Annotated in this window: 17 protein-coding genes; 10 read left to right on the top strand and 7 right to left on the bottom strand. The window is 61.8% G+C overall.

The genetic code is table 11. The features are described 5' to 3' along the window. Positions 1-5 precede the first annotated feature (5 nt). Positions 6-818: an SDR family oxidoreductase gene (locus ACEN2T_RS08310; RefSeq protein WP_442116554.1), complete on the top strand. Its 813-nt coding sequence runs from the start codon at positions 6-8 to the stop codon at positions 816-818. On the opposite strand, the gene ACEN2T_RS08305 is transcribed toward ACEN2T_RS08310, so the two are convergent. Continuing rightward, positions 815-1,672 (bottom strand): LysR family transcriptional regulator, encoded by an 858-nt coding sequence (locus ACEN2T_RS08305; protein WP_032886347.1) that lies wholly within the window; start codon positions 1,670-1,672, stop codon positions 815-817. The two genes, ACEN2T_RS08310 and ACEN2T_RS08305, sit on opposite strands and share 4 nt — an antisense overlap. A gap of 111 nt (positions 1,673-1,783) precedes the next feature. Between ACEN2T_RS08305 and ACEN2T_RS08300 the strand changes: the two genes are divergently transcribed. Both ACEN2T_RS08300 and ACEN2T_RS08295 read left to right on the top strand, forming a co-directional pair. Beyond that, entirely contained in the window at positions 1,784-2,965 is a 1,182-nt protein-coding gene (locus ACEN2T_RS08300) for an MFS transporter (RefSeq protein WP_442116553.1), read from the top strand. Beyond that, entirely contained in the window at positions 2,965-3,366 is a 402-nt protein-coding gene (locus ACEN2T_RS08295; RefSeq protein WP_099601160.1) for a DUF4440 domain-containing protein, read from the top strand. The genes ACEN2T_RS08300 and ACEN2T_RS08295 overlap by 1 nt, the downstream gene beginning before the upstream one ends. A 101-nt stretch (positions 3,367-3,467) precedes the next feature. Here the strand turns inward: ACEN2T_RS08295 and ACEN2T_RS08290 are convergent, their stop codons facing one another. From ACEN2T_RS08290 to ACEN2T_RS08275, 4 genes are read right to left on the bottom strand one after another with little or no spacing between them, the layout of a single operon-like run. Then, the gene (locus ACEN2T_RS08290; protein WP_122680340.1) at positions 3,468-4,328 is read right to left on the bottom strand and encodes an efflux RND transporter periplasmic adaptor subunit; all 861 of its coding nucleotides are present in this window, start codon (positions 4,326-4,328) and stop codon (positions 3,468-3,470) included. Between the two features lie 10 nt (positions 4,329-4,338). Continuing rightward, complete coding sequence (locus ACEN2T_RS08285) at positions 4,339-4,539, bottom strand: DUF1656 domain-containing protein (RefSeq protein ID WP_032886341.1); 201 nt, start codon at positions 4,537-4,539, stop codon at positions 4,339-4,341. After that, positions 4,529-6,706 carry an FUSC family protein gene (locus ACEN2T_RS08280; RefSeq protein ID WP_032886340.1) on the bottom strand — a complete coding sequence of 726 codons (2,178 nt, stop codon included), beginning with the start codon at positions 6,704-6,706 and terminating at the stop codon, positions 4,529-4,531. Before ACEN2T_RS08280 ends, ACEN2T_RS08285 begins: the two co-directional genes overlap by 11 nt. Before the next feature lie 10 nt (positions 6,707-6,716). Further along, the gene (locus ACEN2T_RS08275; protein ID WP_442116552.1) at positions 6,717-8,228 is read right to left on the bottom strand and encodes an efflux transporter outer membrane subunit; all 1,512 of its coding nucleotides are present in this window, start codon (positions 8,226-8,228) and stop codon (positions 6,717-6,719) included. A 182-nt stretch (positions 8,229-8,410) separates the two neighbouring features. On the opposite strand from ACEN2T_RS08275, the gene ACEN2T_RS08270 reads away from it, so the two are divergent. The 5 genes from ACEN2T_RS08270 to ACEN2T_RS08250 all read left to right on the top strand — a co-directional run bounded on the left by ACEN2T_RS08270 (position 8,411) and on the right by ACEN2T_RS08250 (position 12,897). After that, the gene (locus ACEN2T_RS08270) at positions 8,411-9,379 is read left to right on the top strand and encodes a LysR family transcriptional regulator (protein ID WP_027604744.1); all 969 of its coding nucleotides are present in this window, start codon (positions 8,411-8,413) and stop codon (positions 9,377-9,379) included. A gap of 213 nt (positions 9,380-9,592) precedes the next feature. Then, on the top strand, positions 9,593-10,567 hold the full coding sequence (locus ACEN2T_RS08265) for a 2-hydroxyacid dehydrogenase (protein WP_442116551.1): 975 nt from the start codon (positions 9,593-9,595) through the stop codon (positions 10,565-10,567). Between the two features lie 89 nt (positions 10,568-10,656). Further along, positions 10,657-11,559, top strand: a complete 903-nt coding sequence (locus ACEN2T_RS08260; protein WP_032886338.1) for a chemotaxis protein CheV — start codon at positions 10,657-10,659, stop codon at positions 11,557-11,559. 3 nt (positions 11,560-11,562) lie between these two features. Then, positions 11,563-12,045, top strand: a complete 483-nt coding sequence (locus ACEN2T_RS08255; protein ID WP_442116550.1) for a GNAT family N-acetyltransferase — start codon at positions 11,563-11,565, stop codon at positions 12,043-12,045. Between the two features lie 108 nt (positions 12,046-12,153). Next, entirely contained in the window at positions 12,154-12,897 is a 744-nt protein-coding gene (locus ACEN2T_RS08250; protein ID WP_095183874.1) for a YkgJ family cysteine cluster protein, read from the top strand. Positions 12,898-12,921: 24 nt separating this feature from the next. Here ACEN2T_RS08250 and ACEN2T_RS08245 read toward each other — a convergent pair whose 3' ends face one another. Further along, positions 12,922-13,695: a transporter substrate-binding domain-containing protein gene (locus ACEN2T_RS08245; RefSeq protein WP_095183873.1), complete on the bottom strand. Its 774-nt coding sequence runs from the start codon at positions 13,693-13,695 to the stop codon at positions 12,922-12,924. Between the two features lie 166 nt (positions 13,696-13,861). Next, positions 13,862-14,095: a hypothetical protein gene (locus ACEN2T_RS08240; RefSeq protein WP_032886334.1), complete on the bottom strand. Its 234-nt coding sequence runs from the start codon at positions 14,093-14,095 to the stop codon at positions 13,862-13,864. 213 nt (positions 14,096-14,308) lie between these two features. Between ACEN2T_RS08240 and ACEN2T_RS08235 the strand changes: the two genes are divergently transcribed. Both ACEN2T_RS08235 and ACEN2T_RS08230 read left to right on the top strand, forming a co-directional pair. After that, entirely contained in the window at positions 14,309-15,475 is a 1,167-nt protein-coding gene (locus tag ACEN2T_RS08235) for an efflux RND transporter periplasmic adaptor subunit (RefSeq protein ID WP_032886333.1), read from the top strand. Continuing rightward, positions 15,472-18,561 (top strand): multidrug efflux RND transporter permease subunit, encoded by a 3,090-nt coding sequence (locus ACEN2T_RS08230; RefSeq protein ID WP_442116549.1) that lies wholly within the window; start codon positions 15,472-15,474, stop codon positions 18,559-18,561. Before ACEN2T_RS08235 ends, ACEN2T_RS08230 begins: the two co-directional genes overlap by 4 nt.

Here is an 18,561-nt window from a genome sequence, read left to right as displayed (position 1 = left end):
GATCCATGCCCAACGTACTCATCACCGGATGTTCCAGCGGCATCGGTCGCGCCCTGGCCGATACCTTCAAGGCTGCTGGCTTCGACGTATGGGCCAGCGCCCGCCGCCAGGACGACGTCGACGCCCTTAGCGCCGCCGGTTTCAACGCTCTGCAACTGGACGTTAACGACAGCGCCGCCCTGCAACACCTGGCCGAGCAATGGGGGGAGTTGGACGTGTTGATCAACAATGCCGGCTACGGCGCCATGGGCCCGCTGCTCGATGGCGGCACAGAAGCGATGCAGCGGCAATTCGAGACCAATGTGTTTTCCATCGTCGGCGTGACCCAGGCGTTCTTTCCCGCACTGCGTCGCAGCAAAGGCCTGGTGGTAAATATCGGCAGCGTTTCCGGCGTATTGGTCACACCGTTTGCCGGCGCCTACTGCGCCTCCAAGGCAGCAGTGCATGCCTTGAGCGATGCTTTGCGCATGGAGCTGGCACCCTTTGGCATCCGAGTGATGGAAGTGCAACCCGGTGCCATCGATACAAGCTTTGCAAAAAACGCCGGCGCCCAGGCCGAGCTGTTGATCAACGAAAAATCGCCGTGGTGGCCGTTGCGCGAAGGTATCCGTGCACGCAGCCAGGCCTCTCAGGACAAGCCCACCCCAGCCAGCGTGTTTGCGGCGGATGTGCTCAAGGCGGTGCAACAACCACAGCCGCCGCGCCTGTTGCGCTCGGGCAACGGCAGCCGGGCGTTGCCGTTGATGGCGGCGTTGTTGCCCAAGGGGTTGCTTGAGACCGTATTGAAAAAGCGCTTCGGCTTGGCCGGAAAGCTTTAACCCTTCATAAAATCAATAAACGCCCGCACTTTCAGGGGCAGGTGCCGCGTGTCCGGATACACCCCATAAACCCCCTGTGGGGCGAAACGATGATCTGCCAGCAAGCGGATCAATCGCCCAGCCTCCAGGTCATCCTGTACCAGCCATTGCGGCAGGACTGCCACTCCATGGCCGCGCACGGCAAACGCCTGGAGCACTGCTGCGCTGTCGGCCACCAGTGCAGCGGGCCCGGTGCGGAACTGATGCTCGCCACCCGAAGGGTCGGTCACGCTCAGTTCCGTCAAACGGCCATGGCCCAGCTTGGGCATGTGTTCCAGCTCATCCAGCGTTTGCGCCCCGGCAAGCGCTGGCGCCGCTACCGCAAACACCTCGAACGTCGACAACTGCACCGCGCGATGATTGGAATCCAGCAGCCGCCCCAATCTTATTGCCACATCAAAGCGCTCGGAGATCAAATCAGCGTGAGTGGAGGATGTGGATAAGTGAATGTTCAAGTCCGGGTGCTGGCTGCGGAAAGCTTCCACCGCCGGGGCAACCACGGCCAGCGCATATTCCACTGTGGTGGTGATGCGCAGGGTGCCCTTGAGCTGGGCATGCTCCGAGCGGGCTTCTTCCACGGCCAATTGTGCTTCTTCGAGCACGCGTGTGCAACGCAGGTAGAAGCGTTCGCCGGCATCGGTCAGCGCCAGCTGACGGGTGTTGCGGGTCAGCAAGGTGACGCCGAGTTCAGCTTCCAGGCGCTTGAGGTTGAAACTGACCACGGCGCGGGTCTGGCCCAGTAGATCGGCCGCTGCCGTGAGCGAGCCGGCCTCGACCACGGCCTTGAACGTATCGAATCGGTCCAGGCTTACCATCAGCCGCGCCCTCCTTTGTCAAAATATTTTTGACAAAGTAGCAGCCAAAGCGGCGTATCCCAAACTCGCCGTGATGCCTACCCTGCCGGCCTCTCTTGCAGGATCGCGCCCATGACCTACCCCTCGAAAGTCACCTGGATCTTTTTACTGGGCTTTGCCCTCGACCTGGTGAACATGTTCGTCGCCACGGTCGCCTACCCGGATATCGCCCGCGAATTGCACGCCTCGGTCACACAATTGGCGTGGGTGGGCAACGCCTACATGCTCGGCCTCACCGTGATTATTCCGTTCAGCGTATGGCTGGCAGCCATGATGGGTGAGCGCGGCTTGATGGTCGTCAGCTTGCTGCTGTTTGCCGGGGCGTCGGTAATGGTGGGGCAGGCGAGTTCGACTGAAGCGCTGATCGGTTGGCGTTTATTGCAAGGGTTGGGTGGCGGCCTGTTGATTCCCGTGGGACAGGCGATGGCTTATCGGCATTTTCCTCCCGCAGAGCGCAGCCAACTCACGGCCAGGGTGATGTCGGTGGCGCTGTTGGTTCCCGCACTGTCACCGGCGTTGGGCGGCTTGATTGTCGACAGCCTCTCCTGGCGCTGGATCTTCTATGCCAACCTGCCGCTGGCATTGATCACCTTGCTGCTCGCACAGCTGTGGATAAAACCCGACACCCCCACGCGTGTACGTCCCAAGCTGGAGGTGAGCCGTATTTTCAAACAGGTCAGCAGCCCTATGCTGCGAATCGCCATGCTGGTCTATTTGTTCATTCCCGGCGTATTCATCGGCACCAGCCTGATCGCCATCCTCTACCTTCACGACCTTGGATACGACGCCACCCAAACCGGTGCGCTGATGCTGCCTTGGGCAATGGCCTCGGCACTGGCGATTTTCCTCGGCAAAAAACTGTTCAATCGCTGCGGGCCAAAACCGTTGCTGATGGCGGGCATGGCGCTGCAATGCAGCGGCATTCTGGTGTTGAACGAACCTGCCCTGATTATTCCGGCCTACGCCTTGATGGGCCTGGGCGGCAGCTTGTGCAGCAGCACGGCACAGACGCTGGCGTTTCTCGACATCCCCGCCGAACGCATGGGCCACGCCAGCGCTTTGTGGAATATCAATCGGCAAATCAGCTTTTGCCTGGGCGCAGCCGCACTCAGTGCGCTGTTGTCGGCCTTGGATTCTTACGCCTTAACCTTCACGATTGCAGCAGCCTTGACCCTGCTGCCTCTTTTTGCAGTGCTGCGCCTGGATGCGTCCAGGGTCCGCACATTGCTCCACCCTGCCAGTGAGTCTCCCTGATGATCGATTACAGCGATTTTTTTGAAGAAGTGATCCAGACCCACGTCGAAATCGAGCAATGGTTTGCCGGGGTTGCGCCAGAAGGCACCCTGCAAAACCTGCTTGCGCGCTTCTCGCCAGAGTTCAGCATGATCGCCCCCGCCACCGGCACACGCGTCAATGCCGCCGGGGTCAACGCGCTGTTCACTCGCCTGGGCGGAATGCGCCCGGGATTGAAAATCACCTTGAGTGAAATGACCGGGATTGACCGACATGCGCGCGGGGCCACGGTGACTTATCGGGAGCTTCAGGTGGATGACAGCGGTACTAGGACCGATCGCCGCGCGACCGTGGTGTTTGAGAAGCAGGCGAGTGGCGCGCTGTTGTGGCGGCATTTGCATGAAACATTTATCAAGGCCTGACTCGGTCAAATGTGGGAGGGGGCTTGCTCCCGATTGCGGAGTATCAGTCAGCTTATACGTAGCTGACCCACCGTTATCGGGAGCAAGCCCCCTCCCACATTTCAGTTCGGCGTTTGGTTAACGATCACGGTGCAGGTGATGCCCGCCGCCAACAAAACGCCTTCCGGCACTTCATCAATGTGAATTCGCACCGGCACACGCTGGGCCAGGCGCACCCAGTTGAAGGTCGGGTTCACATCGGCGATCAGCTCGCGGCTCTCGGGGTTGTCACGGTCGTAGATGCCTCGGGAGATGCTTTCTACGTGGCCCTTCAACGTCTCGCCGCTCATCAACTGCATATCGGCTTTGTCACCGACGTTCACATGGGGCAGCTTGGTTTCTTCGAAGAAGCCATAGACCCAGAACGAGTTCATATCCACCACGGCCAGCTTGGCTTCACCGATCCGCGCGTAGTCGCCACGATGCACGTTGAGGTTAGTGACGTAGCCATCCACCGCCGCCACGACCTGGGTGCGTTTCAAGTTGAGTTCGGCCGCTTCGAGTTGTGCCAGCGCGTGCTGGTAATCCGCCAGGGCCGAGTCGGCGATGTTGCTGGCGTCGTCGCGGTTTTCCTTGGAAATCACCAAGGCGTCGAGGTCGGCGCGGCGGTGGGCGTTGACCTTGCGCATCTCCCAGGTGGCTTTGCGCGAGGCCACCAACGATTGCGCTTGCTTGACCGCAATGCGGTAGTGCTCGGGGTCGATCTGCATCAGCAGGTCGCCCTTTTTGACCAATTGGTTATCGCGCACGGGCACGTCGACCACTTCGCCGGTAACGTCCGCCGCGACGTTGATGATGTCGGCGCGTACCCGGCCGTCGCGGGTCCATGGGGTTTCCATGTAGTGCACCCACAACGTGCGGCCAATCCAGATCGCCAAAGCCAATACCAGCAGGGTCGCAAGCAGGCTGAAAAACTTTTTCATCGGGGCATTCTCAACGGTAGACGGTCAGCGCCAGGGCGCCGAACAGGCAAACGAACAAGCTCAGGCGCAGCAACGCCGGGTGCCAGAAAAAACGGTACAGGTCGAAGCCGGCCAAGAAGCGGTCCAGCGCCCACGCCAGGCCTGCAGCGATCAGGAACATCAAGGTCATCGTCGGCATGTAGAGGCCGTGGAACGCGATTTCACGGGGCATGGGGGGATCCTTTAAGGGCCGCCAGCGGCGATTGCGGGTCGAGCAACGAGGTGCGGATAAAGTGCAGGTAGCTCTTCACCCGGCGCAGCGCCGAGGTGTCGAAGTGTGGGGCGAAGGGTTCGTCGGTGGCCTGCACGCGGCTGATCGCGTGGTCGACGGCGATCAGGCCGCGCTCCAGATTGCTCGCGCTGGGTTGCAGGAACAGCCGCACCAGCGAGCGGCCCATCACGCGGATCGCCTGGCGCCACGGCTGGGACTCGGCATACGCCGGGTGCACTGGCAGGATCGCTTGTTCCTTGCGCAACTCGATGATCGCGTGACCGACTTCCAGCACAACAAACATCCAGCGCAGCAAATCACGTTGTACCTGCGGCTGACCGACGGCGAGGCCATAGGCTTGGTGCAACAGGTCACGGGTGCGGCTTTCAAAACTCGACGCCAAACCCTTGAGCTTGCCGCTGATCGCGTACACCACCTGCTCGCGCAAATCCTGCTCCAGGCGGCGCCACAGCCAGCGGCTGTTGGGCGGCAGGATGATCGCGCCGGCGGCCGCACACACCAGCATGCCGATGATCATGGCGATGTAGTCGTTGATGAAGGTATAGGGGTTGTAAACCGTGAGGTTGTCCGGCACCGAGCCCGTGCTGAAGAAAATCAGCAGGCCCACGCCAACGCCTGCGTACTGCGGGCGTGAGGCGAGGAAAGCCCCGAGGATGATCACCGGCGCGAGCATCACGCACAGCAGCGGGAAGCCGTCGATCCACGGGAACACGAAGAACATTTCGACAAAGCCCACCAACGCGCCGATCAAGGTGCCGCAGGCCATCTGGAACGCCATGCGTTTCGGGTTGGGCGTAGCGGCTGACAGGCCGACGGTGGCGGCGGCAATCAGGGTCATGGTGGCGCCGCTGGGCCAGGCGGTCGCCACCCAATAACTGCCGAGTACGATCAGGATAAACGACGCACGAATCCCCGAAGCGGCGCAGGCCAGCCAGTTGGTTTTCGGCGTGTAGGCTTCGTCCCAGTCTTCCCGCGCATGGCTGTGGTCGGCCAGTGAGGCATGGGTTTGCGCGTAGTTGTGCAGGTCGTCGACGAAGCGGTAAAGCAACTCGTAGGCGGTATGGAAATCCAGTTGCTCGGCCTCAGTGGGCTCACCTTCCTGGAAGGCCGTGCGCAGGCTGCGTACCTTGGCCGGCAGGCCGTCTTTGTAGGCCGACAGTTGGTTGACGAGGCGTGCCGCATCGGGGCTGGTTAATGCGCGACCGGAGAACCCATCGAGCACTTCGGCAAGGTCCTGCAGGCCGGGCTTGATCGCCGCCGCCACGTGATCCGCAGCATCCGTGCGCAGCCGTTCGAGCAACTGGTGCAAGGCATTGAAGCGCGTGGTGATGCTCATGAATTCGCTGTTGAGGCGACTGAGCCGGCCATTGCGTCGGCGCATATGCGGGTCTTCGAACACGGTAACGCTGCGCAGCCCTTCCAGGCCCACGGCTTCGGCGATGAAGCGCACGTTGCTGGCCTCGAAGCCTTCACGCTGGCTGCGCCCGCGCAAGCCATCGGTGACGAACTGCGCGAACACCCCGAAGCGCTGATACAAGGCATTGCGCATGGCGGCGCTGGAGGTCTGCGGCAGAATCGCAGCGCTCACCAGGGTGGAGCAGATAATTCCCAGGGAGATTTCCAGTACTCGCCAAACGGCCGCCATAAAGGCGCCATCCGGATGGGCCAGCGCCGGTAGGCCAACCATCGCCGCCGTATAACCGGCCAGCACAAACCCATAGGCGCGGAAGTTACGGTTGCGCGTCGCACCGGCGGTGCAGATGCCGACCCAGATCGCCAAGGCGCCCAGAAACAGCTCGGTGTTTTGCGCAAACAAGGCGATCAACAACACCATCACCGCAGAGCCCGTCAGGGTGCCGAGGAAGCGGTAAAAGCTCTTGGCGAACACCTGGCCGCTCTGCGGCTGCATCACGATAAACACGGTGATCATCGCGGTGCGCGGTTGCGGCAACTCCAGGCGCATGGCCAGCCACAGAGTGAGGAACGCGGCGATCAACACCTTGAAGATGTACACCCAGGTCACGCCGTCGCTGCGTGCCCAGTCGAAAAAACCACGGCGCCACTCAAGGGAATGCAGCCAGCGCAGCGGTGCAGGCAAGGGAGTCATTACAACCTACTCAGTGATCGAATACGGCGAGGGCCGCCGGGGTTTTGCTCGGGAGGGTCTTGGCGTTCTGCGGTGCGTCCTTGCCTGCTTCGAGGCCACCGCCCAGGGCGGTTACCAGTTCGGCGTGTGCGCTCAAACGCGCGGCCTGGACCTGCTGCTCGATCTGTTGCTGGCGAAACAACAGGGTCTGGGCGTTGAGCACATTGAGGTAATCGGTGAGGCCGCGCTGGTAGGCGATCATCGCGATGTCATAGGTTTTCTGCGCCGAGGCCACCGATTGCGCGGCGAAGCCTTGTTGCTTGTCCATGGATTCTCGGCGGATCAACTGGTCGCTGATGCCCTTGAGCGCATTGATCAGGGTCTGGTTGTAACGAGCAACGGCGATGTCGTAACCGGCGCTGGCTTCACCCAACTCGGCACGCAAGCGGCCGCCGTCGAAGATCGGCAAGGTGATCGCCGGACCGACGTTGTAGTTGAATTTCTTGCCCGCCAGAAACTCCAGCATGCCGCCGCCGGTGGCCATGTAGCCGAGGCTGCCAACCAGATCCACGTTGGGATAAAAACCCGCGTGAGCCACATCGATGCCACGCGCCTGGGCCGCCACTTGCCAACGGCTGGCGACCACATCCGGGCGCTGGCCGAGCAACTGCGCAGGCAGGGTGGACGGCAGTTTCAGTGGCGCGGCAAGGGACAAGCTCGGCCGTTGCAACTGCGCGCCCTCCCCCGGGCCTTTACCCGCCAAGGCCGCCAGTTGGTTACGGCTCAGGGCGATTTCTTCGTCGAGGGCGTCCAGTTGGCGGTGGGTTTCCGGCAGCGGGGTTTCGGCCTGGCTTACATCGAAGTGGGTGCCGATCCCGGCATCAAGGCGTTTGTTGGCCAGGTCGAGGATCTGCTGTTGCTGGGCCAACGTAGCGGCGACGATATCGCGGTTGGTGTAGTGCAACGACAGCTGGATATAGGCGCGCACCACGTTGCTCTGCAATTCCAACTGGGCCTGGCGCGCCTCGGCAGCGCTCATGTGCGCCAGGTCGACGGCACGCTCGGTGGCGTTGCTTTCGCGGCCCCACAGATCGAGGGCGTAGCTCAGGCCCAAGGATGAGTTGTTATCCCAGGTGTTGGCGCCGCTTAGTTCGCCGGGGCCGTAGAACTGATCCTTGGGCCAGTTGTGGCGCTTGAGGGTGGTGTCGCTGTTGATCTGCAACGACTCGGCCGACTCGGCAACCCCGGCCATCGCCCGCGCTTCTCGCACCCGCGCGGCGGCGATGGCCATGCTCGGGCTGCTGTGCGTGGCGAGTTCGACCCAATGGTTGAGTTGCGGGTCGCCGTAGGCTTGCCACCATTGCGCGGTGGGCCAATGGGCGTCCTGGGCGGCGCTCTGGATCGCTTCGTCGGTGGCCAGGGTATTGGCGTTCAACGCGTGGCCTTGGGGGGCGATTCCTCCGGTTCCGATGCAGCCGCTGATTGCTAACGATAAGGCCCAAACACTGAGAGTCTTCAGCTCTCTGCTGATGCGACGCGGCACGGCAAGCGAATTCCTGAGGTGGTGAAGCGGGGAAGGTGGCGCAATTCTAGGGGGCGGGAGGAATGGCGATAAGCTGGCATTCCTGTGAATCTTTGTTACCGTTCAAGCGATAATCCGTTGGTAGGGATCACTGGACGGCGTAACTTTCTGTCACAATTTGTTATCTCCCCTGAGAACACTCCATGGACACTTTGCAAAACATGCGCGCCTTCAGTTGCGTGGCCGAAGCCGGCAGCTTCACCGCCGCTGCCGCCCAACTGGACACCACCACGGCCAACGTCTCGCGCGCGGTCTCCAATCTGGAGGCCCATCTGCAAACCCGCTTGCTCAACCGCACCACCCGGCGCATTGCCCTTACCGAAGCAGGTAAACGCTACCTGCTGCGCTGCGAACAGATCCTGGCCTACGTCGAAGAAGCCGAGGCCGAAGCCAGCGACGCCCATGCGCGCCCCGCCGGACAGTTGAAAGTGCACACCATGACCGGTATCGGCCAGCACTTCGTAATCGACGCCATTGCCCGCTACCGCCGCACCCACCCGGACGTGACCTTCGACCTGACCCTGGCCAACCGCGTGCCGGACCTGTTGGACGAGGGCTATGACGTGTCCATCGTGCTGGCCAGCGAACTGCCGGATTCAGGCTTCGTCTCCCAACGCCTGGGCATCACCTACAGCATCGCCTGCGCCTCGCCCGACTACGTCAAGGCCAAGGGCTGTGCACAGCGCCCCCAGGACTTGCTCAACCATGCCTGCCTGCGCCTGGTCAGCCCAGTGATTCAGTTGGACAAGTGGACCTTCAACGGCCCCGAAGGCCAGGAAAGCGTGGCGATCAATACCTCGCCGTTTCTGGTGAACTCGGCGGACGCGATGAAAACCGCGATCACCAGCGGCATGGGCGTCGGCCTGTTGCCGGTGTATGCGGCCATTGAAGGCCTGCGTAATGGCACCTTGGTGCGGGTCATGCCCACCTACCGTTCCCAGGAGCTGAACCTGTACGCCATCTACCCCTCGCGCCAATACCTGGATGCGAAGATCAAGACCTGGGTGGAATACCTGCGCGGTTCGTTGCCGGAGATCCTGGCGGCGCATCAGGCAGAGCTGGTGGCGTACGAGTTGAGTGGCAGCCTGAGCGGTGCGCGCCTGGCGAACTGATTGCTACCAGGCGATACAGGTCAAATGTGGGAGGGGGCTTGCCCCCGATGGCAGTGGATCGGTCAATACATCTGGCGACTGACGCACCGCTATCGGGAGCAAGCCCCCTCCTACATGTTTCCCTGCCCACTTTAGGTCTGCCGTGTCCTGACAACAGTGGCAAGGAATGTTAGCTTGCTTGGCATTCTTCCGTAGTCGATGAGCCCGCCTGCCATGAAAAAGACTGTCCTCGCCTTCAGCCGCGTCACCCCAGCCATGATCGAACGCCTGCAACAGGATTTCGAGGTGATCGCGCCTAATCCCAAGCTGGGCGAAATCAATGCGCAGTTCAATGAAGCCCTGCCCCACGCCCACGGTTTGATCGGCGTGGGTCGCAAGTTGGGCCGTGCGCAGCTCGAAGGCGCGAGCAAACTGGAGGTGGTGTCCAGCGTGTCAGTGGGCTACGACAACTACGACGTGGCGTACTTCAACGAGCGCGGGATCATGCTCACCAACACCCCTGACGTACTCACCGAAAGCACCGCCGACCTGGCGTTCGCCCTGCTGATGAGCAGCGCGCGCCGAGTGGCAGAGCTGGACGCCTGGACCAAGGCCGGTCAGTGGAAAGCCAGCGTCGGCGCGCCGTTGTTTGGCTGTGATGTACACGGCAAGACCCTGGGCATCGTCGGCATGGGCAATATCGGCGCGGCCGTGGCCCGTCGCGGGCGCCTGGGCTTCAACATGCCGATTCTGTACAGCGGTAACAGCCGCAAGCTGGAGCTGGAACAGGAGTTGGGCGCGCAATTCCGTAGCCTGGACCAGTTGCTGGCCGAGGCGGATTTCGTCTGCCTGGTGGTGCCGCTGAGCGACAAGACCCGTCACCTGATCAGCACGCGCGAGCTGGGGCTGATGAAATCCAGCGCGATTCTGATCAACATCTCCCGTGGCCCGGTGGTAGACGAACCGGCGCTGATCCAGGCCCTGCAGGACCAGACCATTCGCGGCGCCGGGCTGGATGTGTATGAGCAGGAGCCACTGGCGCAGTCGCCGTTGTTCCAATTGAGCAACGCGGTGACCCTGCCGCATATCGGCTCGGCAACCAATGAAACCCGTGAGGCCATGGCCAACCGCGCGTTGGACAACCTGCGCAGTGCTCTGCTGGGCGAGCGTCCGCAGGATTTGGTGAACCCGCAGGTCTGGAAGGGCTGATGTTAAGGGCCCTGATCGCGCCTACAGTTTCCAGCGGCTGGGTCGATAACCTTTCATAGATCGTCATCCCTGATCCACAGAAGGTTTTTATGTCCACCACCAAAGCCCGCGCAGACTCACTCTCACTTCTGCTCTTTACCTTGCGCAGCGGCAAGCTGATGGCCATCAACCTGCTGAAAGTCAGCGAAATCATTCCCTGCCCGCCGCTGACCAAACTGCCGGAGTCTCATCCGAACGTTAAAGGCATCGCCACCCTGCGCGGTGCCTCGCTGTCAGTGATCGACCTGAGCCGCGCCCTGGGCGAACGGCCCTTGGAAGACCCGAACGGCGGCTGCCTGATTGTCACTGACGTGAGCCGTTCCAAACAGGGTCTGCATGTGCAGGCGGTGAGCAAGATCGTGCACTGCCTGACGACCGACATCCGCCCGCCACCCTACGGCTCCGGCGGCAACCGTGCGTTTATCACTGGGGTAACTCAGGTGGAAGGCGGCCTGGTGCAGGTGCTGGACATCGAAAAAGTCATCCACGGCATCGCGCCGGCACCGATTGAAGCGGCGCCCACCGACTTGACCATGGAAGAAGCCGAAGTGCTCGGCAATGCGCGGATTCTGGTGGTGGATGACAGCCAGGTCGCCCTGCAGCAGTCGGTTCATACCCTGCGCAACCTCGGCCTGACCTGCCACACCGCGCGCAGCGCCAAGGAAGCCATTGATGTGCTGCTGGAACTGCAAGGTACCGCCGCGCAGATCAATGTCGTGGTGTCGGACATTGAGATGTCCGAGATGGACGGTTACGCCCTGACCCGCACCCTGCGTGAAACGCCAGACTTCCAGCATCTGTACGTTTTGCTGCACACCTCCCTGGACAGCGCGATGAACAGCGAAAAAGCGCGCCTGGCCGGCGCCAACGCGGTACTGACCAAGTTCTCATCCCCCGAACTGACCAAATGCCTGGTGGTGGCTGCGCAAACCGTGGCGCAACAGGGTCTGTAATCGGTGACGGCGTATTACCAACTGCTGCGCCGCGACCTCACTGCCGGCCTGCCCGCGCCACAATGGCCGGCCGGGACCGTGCTGGACCATTACCGTGACGCGTTGGCCCCAGCGATTCACGCCGTACTGCGCATGACCCAGGATCAGGGCGGTGGTCGTGTCGCCAACCTCGATGAATGGCGGCAACAGTTCGTCACAGATGCCGAATTCGACCCCACGCTGTGCCTGGTCGCCAGCAACGCCGACGGTATTCTCGGCGTAGCCCAGTGCTGGACCAGCGCCTTCATCAAGAACCTCTCCATACATCCTTGCGCTCAAGGCCAGGGGCAGGGCCGCGCGTTATTGCTGCACACCTTCCAGGTGTTCAAACAACGTGGTGAACCCTATGTGGACCTCAAGGTACTGGAAAGCAACCTACGCGCCCGGCAGCTGTACGAGAGCGCGGGTATGGTGTTTGTACTGCGCGACGCGGTCGAAGAGGACTGACAGGCGCTGGCGCATAACTTGCTTCCAGAGAATCGTACCGGTGGAAAGAGGTAAAAACCCGTCACCGTAACTGCGTGCCCTCTGACCTAGCCTGGTGACAGATCCGCCATGAACACCCATTTCTCCTGCGTCGGTTGCGGTAAATGCTGCACCGACCACCACGTCCCCCTGACCCTCGCCGAAGCCCGTATGTGGGCGGCGGACGGCGGTAACGTCATTGTTCTGGTGGAGGGATTCCTCGGTAGCGGACTGGGCCTGCCCCAACAGCAACGCGAGCACGCCGAACGCCGTTCGGTGGTGGTGCCCAGCGGCAACACCGAAGCATTTGTGGCAATCACGTTTGCCGCCTACAACGCCGGGCGCTGCCGGAATCTTGACGAAGACAACCTGTGTCGCATCTATGAGCGTCGACCGTTGGTCTGCCGCATCTACCCGATGGAGATCAACCCGCATATCCCGCTCAACCCTGCCGCCAAGGATTGCCCGCCAGAATCCTGGGAACAGGGCCCGGCGTTGATCATCGGCGGCGAACTGATGGACCAGGAACTCGGGGCGCTGATCCAGCGTTCGCGCCAGGCAGACCGCGATGACGTGCAGACCAAGGAAGCGGTGTGCGCCTTGCTGGGCATTCGCACCACAGCGCTCAAGGGGGATGGATTTACCGCGTACTTGCCGGACATGGGCGCATTTGCCCAGGCGATTGAGTTGGCAATTGATCAGCCGTCCGTGGCCAATGAGTGGGTGTTTCATGTGTCCGGGCTGGACATCGCCGAACAGGTGCTGGACGCCGGGGCGCAGATTGCTACCGAGGTGCCGGCCAACTACGCGTTTATTTCGTTGCGGGCTGCATAGTCTCTTTATCGACCCCAAAAGCGCTCATGGCGCAGCGTCTAACCGGTAATGCCGGATTATCCGCTGATACTCACCATTCTGTTTCAGCTGTTCGAGGGCGCAGTTGAGTTCCTTGCGCAGTGCGGTGTCGGGCTTACGCACCGCAATCGCCACGCCATCCCCCAGCAGTGCGGCCGAAATGGGCGGGCCCAGGAAGTCGAAATCCCGACCTTCGTCGGTGTCGAGCAAGGCTTCGCGAATTTCTACGGTGCCTTGCAGGGTTGCGTCGATTTCGCCGGCTATCAGACTGCGGACCAAATCATTATTGAGCCAGAAGCTCTTGACGATGACGCCCCTGTGCGCCCACTTCGTACGGGCAAACGCTTCACGATTGCTCCCCAGCAATACGCCAACCCGCTTGCCCTTGAGCGACTTAACATGGGGCAGCAGGCCTGATGTGCTGCGGCCCACCAGCCGGGTGGTAAAGGGATAGAGGTTATCGGTGAAGCTTACCCAACGCCGCCGTTCCGACGTAGGCGCCATCCCCATGATCGCGTCGAATTTTCTGGCTTCAAGGGAGAGGAAGTCTTCGACAACCACTTGGTCGACCCAAACGCAGCGCGCATTCAACTGCACGCACAGGGCATTGCCCAACTCGATATTGAGGCCAACCAACTGCCCTTGCGGGTCGCGGCTCTGGAAGGGGGGGAATTGCGCAGCAACGGCGAAGCGGATTTCGCGACGCGTTTGATCATCGGCCGCAAGGGCATCAGCCGAAAACAACAGGGCAAGCACTACACAGATGTGTATCAGGGCCAAGGGAAACGTCCTTTTCCGGAAAGACCAGCGTCGCCTCGCTCCCCCCATGAACCTCGGGGGCAGAGCAAAGGCTGTGCAAGCTTTCAAGAAACGGCAGTGGACCTACAATCAGAAAGATCAGCAGAAGCTGTAGGCAACAATCGACACAATGTGCCACTTGTTAACCTCAGCGTTTACCCATCGAACGACGGGTGCCCGGCGGCGCCATGCCCGGTGACTTGGTGTGGCCGTTTTTGGCACCGTTCTTGTACCAAGGCTGGGCGGCATTCTTGGCCCCAGCCAGCTCACCCGGCTTGAACGGAAACTTAAACGCCGGGATCTCGGCTTTTTCAACGCCTTCAGCGCTGGCCGGATCGACGATGTCGGTCGCGTCAACAGGGGGTTGTGTCGGGGAAGTCATGGAAGCTCCGGAGCGTGCAGAAAATGATGCGGGGCCGGCTTGCGGGCCACACTGGCGCGCAGTATACCTGCGCGCCTGAGATCTTTAACCACCGCCTGTACGAATGGTCGGAGTTTGCTGACAGCGCTGTCAGTTAGCAGTCACCCTGCTGACCGGGTTGAAGGGCTATAAAGATCACTCACTCTCCCCATCCTTTGCCCCGGCGCCTCACCCATGCAGATTCAACGAAAAACCGCCCTGATTGTGGGTGTCCTCGTGGTCGTAGCGATTGCAGCCTGGGCGCTGACCCGGCCGGCCAAGACCAAGCTGGCAGTACCGACCGCGATCCCGGTCCGGGTGGTGAGCGTGGTGCAACAGGATATCCCGCGTTTTGTCAGCGGCATTGGCACGGTGTTATCGCTGCACAGCGTGGTGATTCGCCCGCAAGTCGACGGCATCCTGACCCAATTGCTGGTCAAGGAAGGCCAACGGGTCAAGGTCGGCGACCTGCTGGCGACCATTGATGACCGCTCGATTCGCGCCAGTCTCGACCAGGCCAAGGCGCAGTTGGGCGAGAGCCAGGCGCAACTGCAGGTAGCGCTGGTCAACCTCAAGCGCTACAAGGAGTTGAGTATCGACGACGGCGTGTCCAAGCAGACCTATGACCAGCAACAAGCTCTGGTCAACCAGCTCAAGGCCACCGCCCAAGGCAACCAGGCCGCAATCGATTCGGCCCAGGTCCAGCTTTCCTACACCCAGATCCGCTCCCCCGTCAGTGGCCGCGTCGGTATTCGTAACGTGGACGCGGGCAATTTCCTGCGCACCAGTGATACCCAGGGCCTGTTCTCAGTGACCCAGATCGACCCGATTGCCGTTGAGTTCTCGCTGCCGCAGCAGATGCTCCCGACCCTGCAAGGCCTGATCGCCGCGCCTGCCCCGGCGAGTGTCGACGCCTATCTGGGCGCTGACACCGACGGCCAGACCGGCGACTTGCTCGGTGAAGGCCATTTGAGCCTGATCGACAACCAGATCAGCTCCACCACCGGCACACTGCGCGCCAAGGCTGAGTTCAGCAACGCCTCCCAGCGCCTGTGGCCGGGGCAACTGGTGACCATCAAAATCCAGACCGCCCTCGACAAAAATGCCCTGGTGGTGCCGCCGACCGTGGTGCAACGCGGCCTGGATTCGCACTTCGTGTACCGGGTCAAGGGGGACAAGGTTGAGGTGGTGCCGGTGCAGGTCACCTATCAAAACAGCGATGTGAACATCATCACGGGTGTGCAAGCCGGTGACGTGCTGGTCAGTGATGGCCAGTCGCGACTCAAGGCCGGTGCTCAGGTGGAGGTGCTCAAAGAACCACCGCAAGTGATCCAGACCGTCGATGCCAAGGTGCAGCCATGAGCCGCTCGCCTTCAGCCTGGTGCGTCGACCACCCGGTCGCCACCCTGCTGCTGACCTTCGCCCTGGTACTGCTCGGGATGATTGCCTTCCCTCGCCTGGCCATCGCCCCACTACCGGAAGCGGAATTTCCGACGATCCAGGTCACCGCACAATTGCCCGGCGCCAGCCCGGACACCATGGCCTCATCAGTGGCCACGCCGTTGGAAGTGCAATTCAGTGCCATCCCCGGCATGACCCAGATGACCTCCAGCAGTGCCCTGGGCTCAAGCCTGCTGACCCTGCAATTCACACTCGACAAGAGCATCGACACCGCCGCCCAGGAAGTGCAGGCGGCGATCAACACCGCGTCGGGCAAGCTGCCCAGCGACATGCCGAGCCTGCCGACCTGGAAAAAGGTCAACCCGGCGGACAGCCCGGTACTGATCCTCAGCGTCAGCTCCGACAGCATGCCGAGCACCGAGCTGAGTGACTACGTGGAAACCCTGCTGGCGCGGCAGATCAGCCAGATTGACGGTGTGGGCCAGATCAACATCACCGGCCAGCAACGCCCGGCGATACGCGTGCAGGCCTCGCCTGACAAACTCGCCGCCATCGGCCTCACCCTGGCCGATGTGCGCCTGGCAATCCAGCAATCGAGCCTCAACCTGGCCAAGGGCGCGATCTATGGGGAAAACAGCGTGTCGACCTTGTCGACCAACGACCAGCTGTTTCACCCGGAGGACTACGCCCAACTGATCGTTTCCTACAAGGACGGTGCACCGGTTCAACTGCGCGATATCGCCAAAGTCATCAACGGTTCGGAAAACGCCTACGTGCAAGCCTGGTCCGGTGATACACCCGGCGTAAACCTGGTGATCTCGCGCCAGCCCGGCGCAAACATCGTCGAAACCGTGGACCGCATCCAGGCTGAACTGCCGCGCCTGCAAGGCATGTTGCCGGCGTCGGTGCAGGTCAGCGTACTGACCGACCGCACCAAGACCATCCGCGCCTCGCTGCATGAGGTGGAAGTGACGCTGCTGATCGCCATCCTGCTGGTGGTGGCGGTGATGGCGTTGTTCCTGCGCCAGTTGTCGGCGACGCTGATTGTGTCCAGCGTGCTCGGCGTGTCGCTGGTCGCCAGTTTCGCGGTGATGTACCTGATGGGGTTCAGCCTGAACAACCTGACCCTGGTGGCGATTGTCATCAGCGTGGGCTTCGTGGTGGACGACGCCATCGTGGTGGTGGAAAACATCCACCGCCATCTGGAAGCGGGCCTCGACAAACGCGAAGCGGCCATCAAGGGCGCTGGGGAGATCGGCTTTACGGTGGTGTCCATCAGCTTCTCGCTGGTGGCGGCGTTTATTCCGCTGCTATTCATGGGAGGCGTGGTCGGGCGCTTGTTCAAGGAGTTCGCGCTGACGGCGACGTCGACCATCCTGATTTCGGTGGTGGTCTCGTTGACCCTGGCGCCAACCTTGGCCGCGCTGTTCATGCGCGCCCCGACCCACCCCGCCCACGCCAAACCCGGCTTCAGCGAACGCCTGCTGGCCGGATACTCGCGCAACCTGCGCCGCGCACTGGCCCATCAACGCACCATGGCCGCCATTTTTGTGGTGACCCTGGCCCTGGCCGTGGTCGGCTACGTGTTTATCCCCAAGGGCTTCTTTCCGGTACAGGACACCGGCTTTGTGCTCGGCACCAGCGAAGCGGCGGCCGATGTGTCGTACCCGGACATGGTCGCCAAGCACAAAGCCTTGGCTGAGATCGTCAAGGATGACCCGGCGGTGCAGGCGTTTTCCCATTCGGTGGGGGTGACGGGCAGCAACCAGACTATCGCCAACGGGCGCTTCTGGATCGCCCTGAAAGACCGGGGTGATCGAGATGTTTCGGCCAGCCAGTTCATCGACCGCATCCGCCCGAAACTGGCCAAAGTGCCGGGCATCGTGCTGTACCTCCGTGCCGGCCAGGACATCAACCTCAGCTCCGGCCCCAGCCGTGCCCAGTACCAATACGTGCTCAAGAGCAACGACGGCCCGACGCTCAACACCTGGACCCAGCGCCTCACCGAAAAACTGCGTGCCAACCCGGCGTTTCGCGACCTGTCCAACGACCTGCAACTGGGCGGCAGCATCACCCACATCAGCATCGATCGTCAGGCGGCCGCACGCTTTGGCCTGAACGCGACCGATGTCGACCAGGCGCTGTATGACGCCTTCGGCCAGCGCCAGATCAACGAGTTCCAGACCGAGATCAACCAGTACCAGGTGGTGCTGGAACTGGACACCCAACAACGGGGCAAGGCCGAGAGCCTGAACTACTTCTACCTGCGCTCGCCGCTGACCAACGAAATGGTGCCGCTGTCGGCACTGGCCAAGGTCGACCCGCCCACCGTGGGGCCGTTGTCCATCAGCCATGACGGCATGTTCCCGGCTGCCAACCTGTCGTTCAACCTGGCGCCCGGCGTGGCGTTGGGTGATGCGGTCGTCATGCTCAACCAGGCCAAGAATGAAATCGGCATGCCGACGACCATCATCGGCAACTTCCAGGGCGCGGCACAGGCGTTCCAAAGCTCGCTGGCCAGCCAGCCGTGGCTGATCCTTGCGGCGCTGGTGGCGGTCTACATCATCCTTGGGGTGCTGTATGAGAGCTTCGTGCACCCGCTGACGATTATTTCCACCTTGCCCTCGGCCGGTTTGGGCGCGTTGATCATGTTGTGGTTAATGGGGCAGGACTTTTCGATCATGGCGTTGATCGGCCTGGTGCTGTTGATCGGCATCGTGAAGAAGAACGGCATCCTGATGATCGACTTCGCCCTGGAGGCCCAGCGCGTGCGCGGGCTACCGCCGGAAGAAGCGATCTATGAAGCCTGCGTGACGCGGTTCCGCCCGATCATCATGACGACACTCGCCGCCCTGCTCGGCGCGGTGCCGCTGATGGTCGGCAGCGGACCGGGTGCAGAAATGCGCCAGCCGCTGGGGATAGCCGTGGTCGGCGGTCTGCTGGTGAGCCAGGCGCTGACGCTGTTCACCACGCCGGTCATATACTTGTACCTTGAGCGTTTTTTCCACCGGCCCAAACCAGCTGCCGAGCTGGCGACCACACACTGA

The organism is Pseudomonas sp. W22_MBD1_FP4, from assembly GCF_052113765.1.
In the GTDB taxonomy this organism is placed as follows: domain Bacteria; phylum Pseudomonadota; class Gammaproteobacteria; order Pseudomonadales; family Pseudomonadaceae; genus Aquipseudomonas; species Aquipseudomonas sivasensis.
This window is presented reverse-complemented; position numbering and strand designations above follow the sequence as displayed.

Coding starts and splice junctions, on each gene's coding strand:
- ACEN2T_RS08310 (WP_442116554.1), top strand. CDS start 6: ATGCCCAACGTACTCATCACCGGATGTTCCAGCGGCATCGGTCGCGCC.
- ACEN2T_RS08305 (WP_032886347.1), bottom strand. CDS start 1,672: ATGGTAAGCCTGGACCGATTCGATACGTTCAAGGCCGTGGTCGAGGCC.
- ACEN2T_RS08300 (WP_442116553.1), top strand. CDS start 1,784: ATGACCTACCCCTCGAAAGTCACCTGGATCTTTTTACTGGGCTTTGCC.
- ACEN2T_RS08295 (WP_099601160.1), top strand. CDS start 2,965: ATGATCGATTACAGCGATTTTTTTGAAGAAGTGATCCAGACCCACGTC.
- ACEN2T_RS08290 (WP_122680340.1), bottom strand. CDS start 4,328: ATGAAAAAGTTTTTCAGCCTGCTTGCGACCCTGCTGGTATTGGCTTTG.
- ACEN2T_RS08285 (WP_032886341.1), bottom strand. CDS start 4,539: ATGCCCCGTGAAATCGCGTTCCACGGCCTCTACATGCCGACGATGACC.
- ACEN2T_RS08280 (WP_032886340.1), bottom strand. CDS start 6,706: ATGACTCCCTTGCCTGCACCGCTGCGCTGGCTGCATTCCCTTGAGTGG.
- ACEN2T_RS08270 (WP_027604744.1), top strand. CDS start 8,411: ATGGACACTTTGCAAAACATGCGCGCCTTCAGTTGCGTGGCCGAAGCC.
- ACEN2T_RS08265 (WP_442116551.1), top strand. CDS start 9,593: ATGAAAAAGACTGTCCTCGCCTTCAGCCGCGTCACCCCAGCCATGATC.
- ACEN2T_RS08260 (WP_032886338.1), top strand. CDS start 10,657: ATGTCCACCACCAAAGCCCGCGCAGACTCACTCTCACTTCTGCTCTTT.
- ACEN2T_RS08250 (WP_095183874.1), top strand. CDS start 12,154: ATGAACACCCATTTCTCCTGCGTCGGTTGCGGTAAATGCTGCACCGAC.
- ACEN2T_RS08240 (WP_032886334.1), bottom strand. CDS start 14,095: ATGACTTCCCCGACACAACCCCCTGTTGACGCGACCGACATCGTCGAT.
- ACEN2T_RS08235 (WP_032886333.1), top strand. CDS start 14,309: ATGCAGATTCAACGAAAAACCGCCCTGATTGTGGGTGTCCTCGTGGTC.
- ACEN2T_RS08230 (WP_442116549.1), top strand. CDS start 15,472: ATGAGCCGCTCGCCTTCAGCCTGGTGCGTCGACCACCCGGTCGCCACC.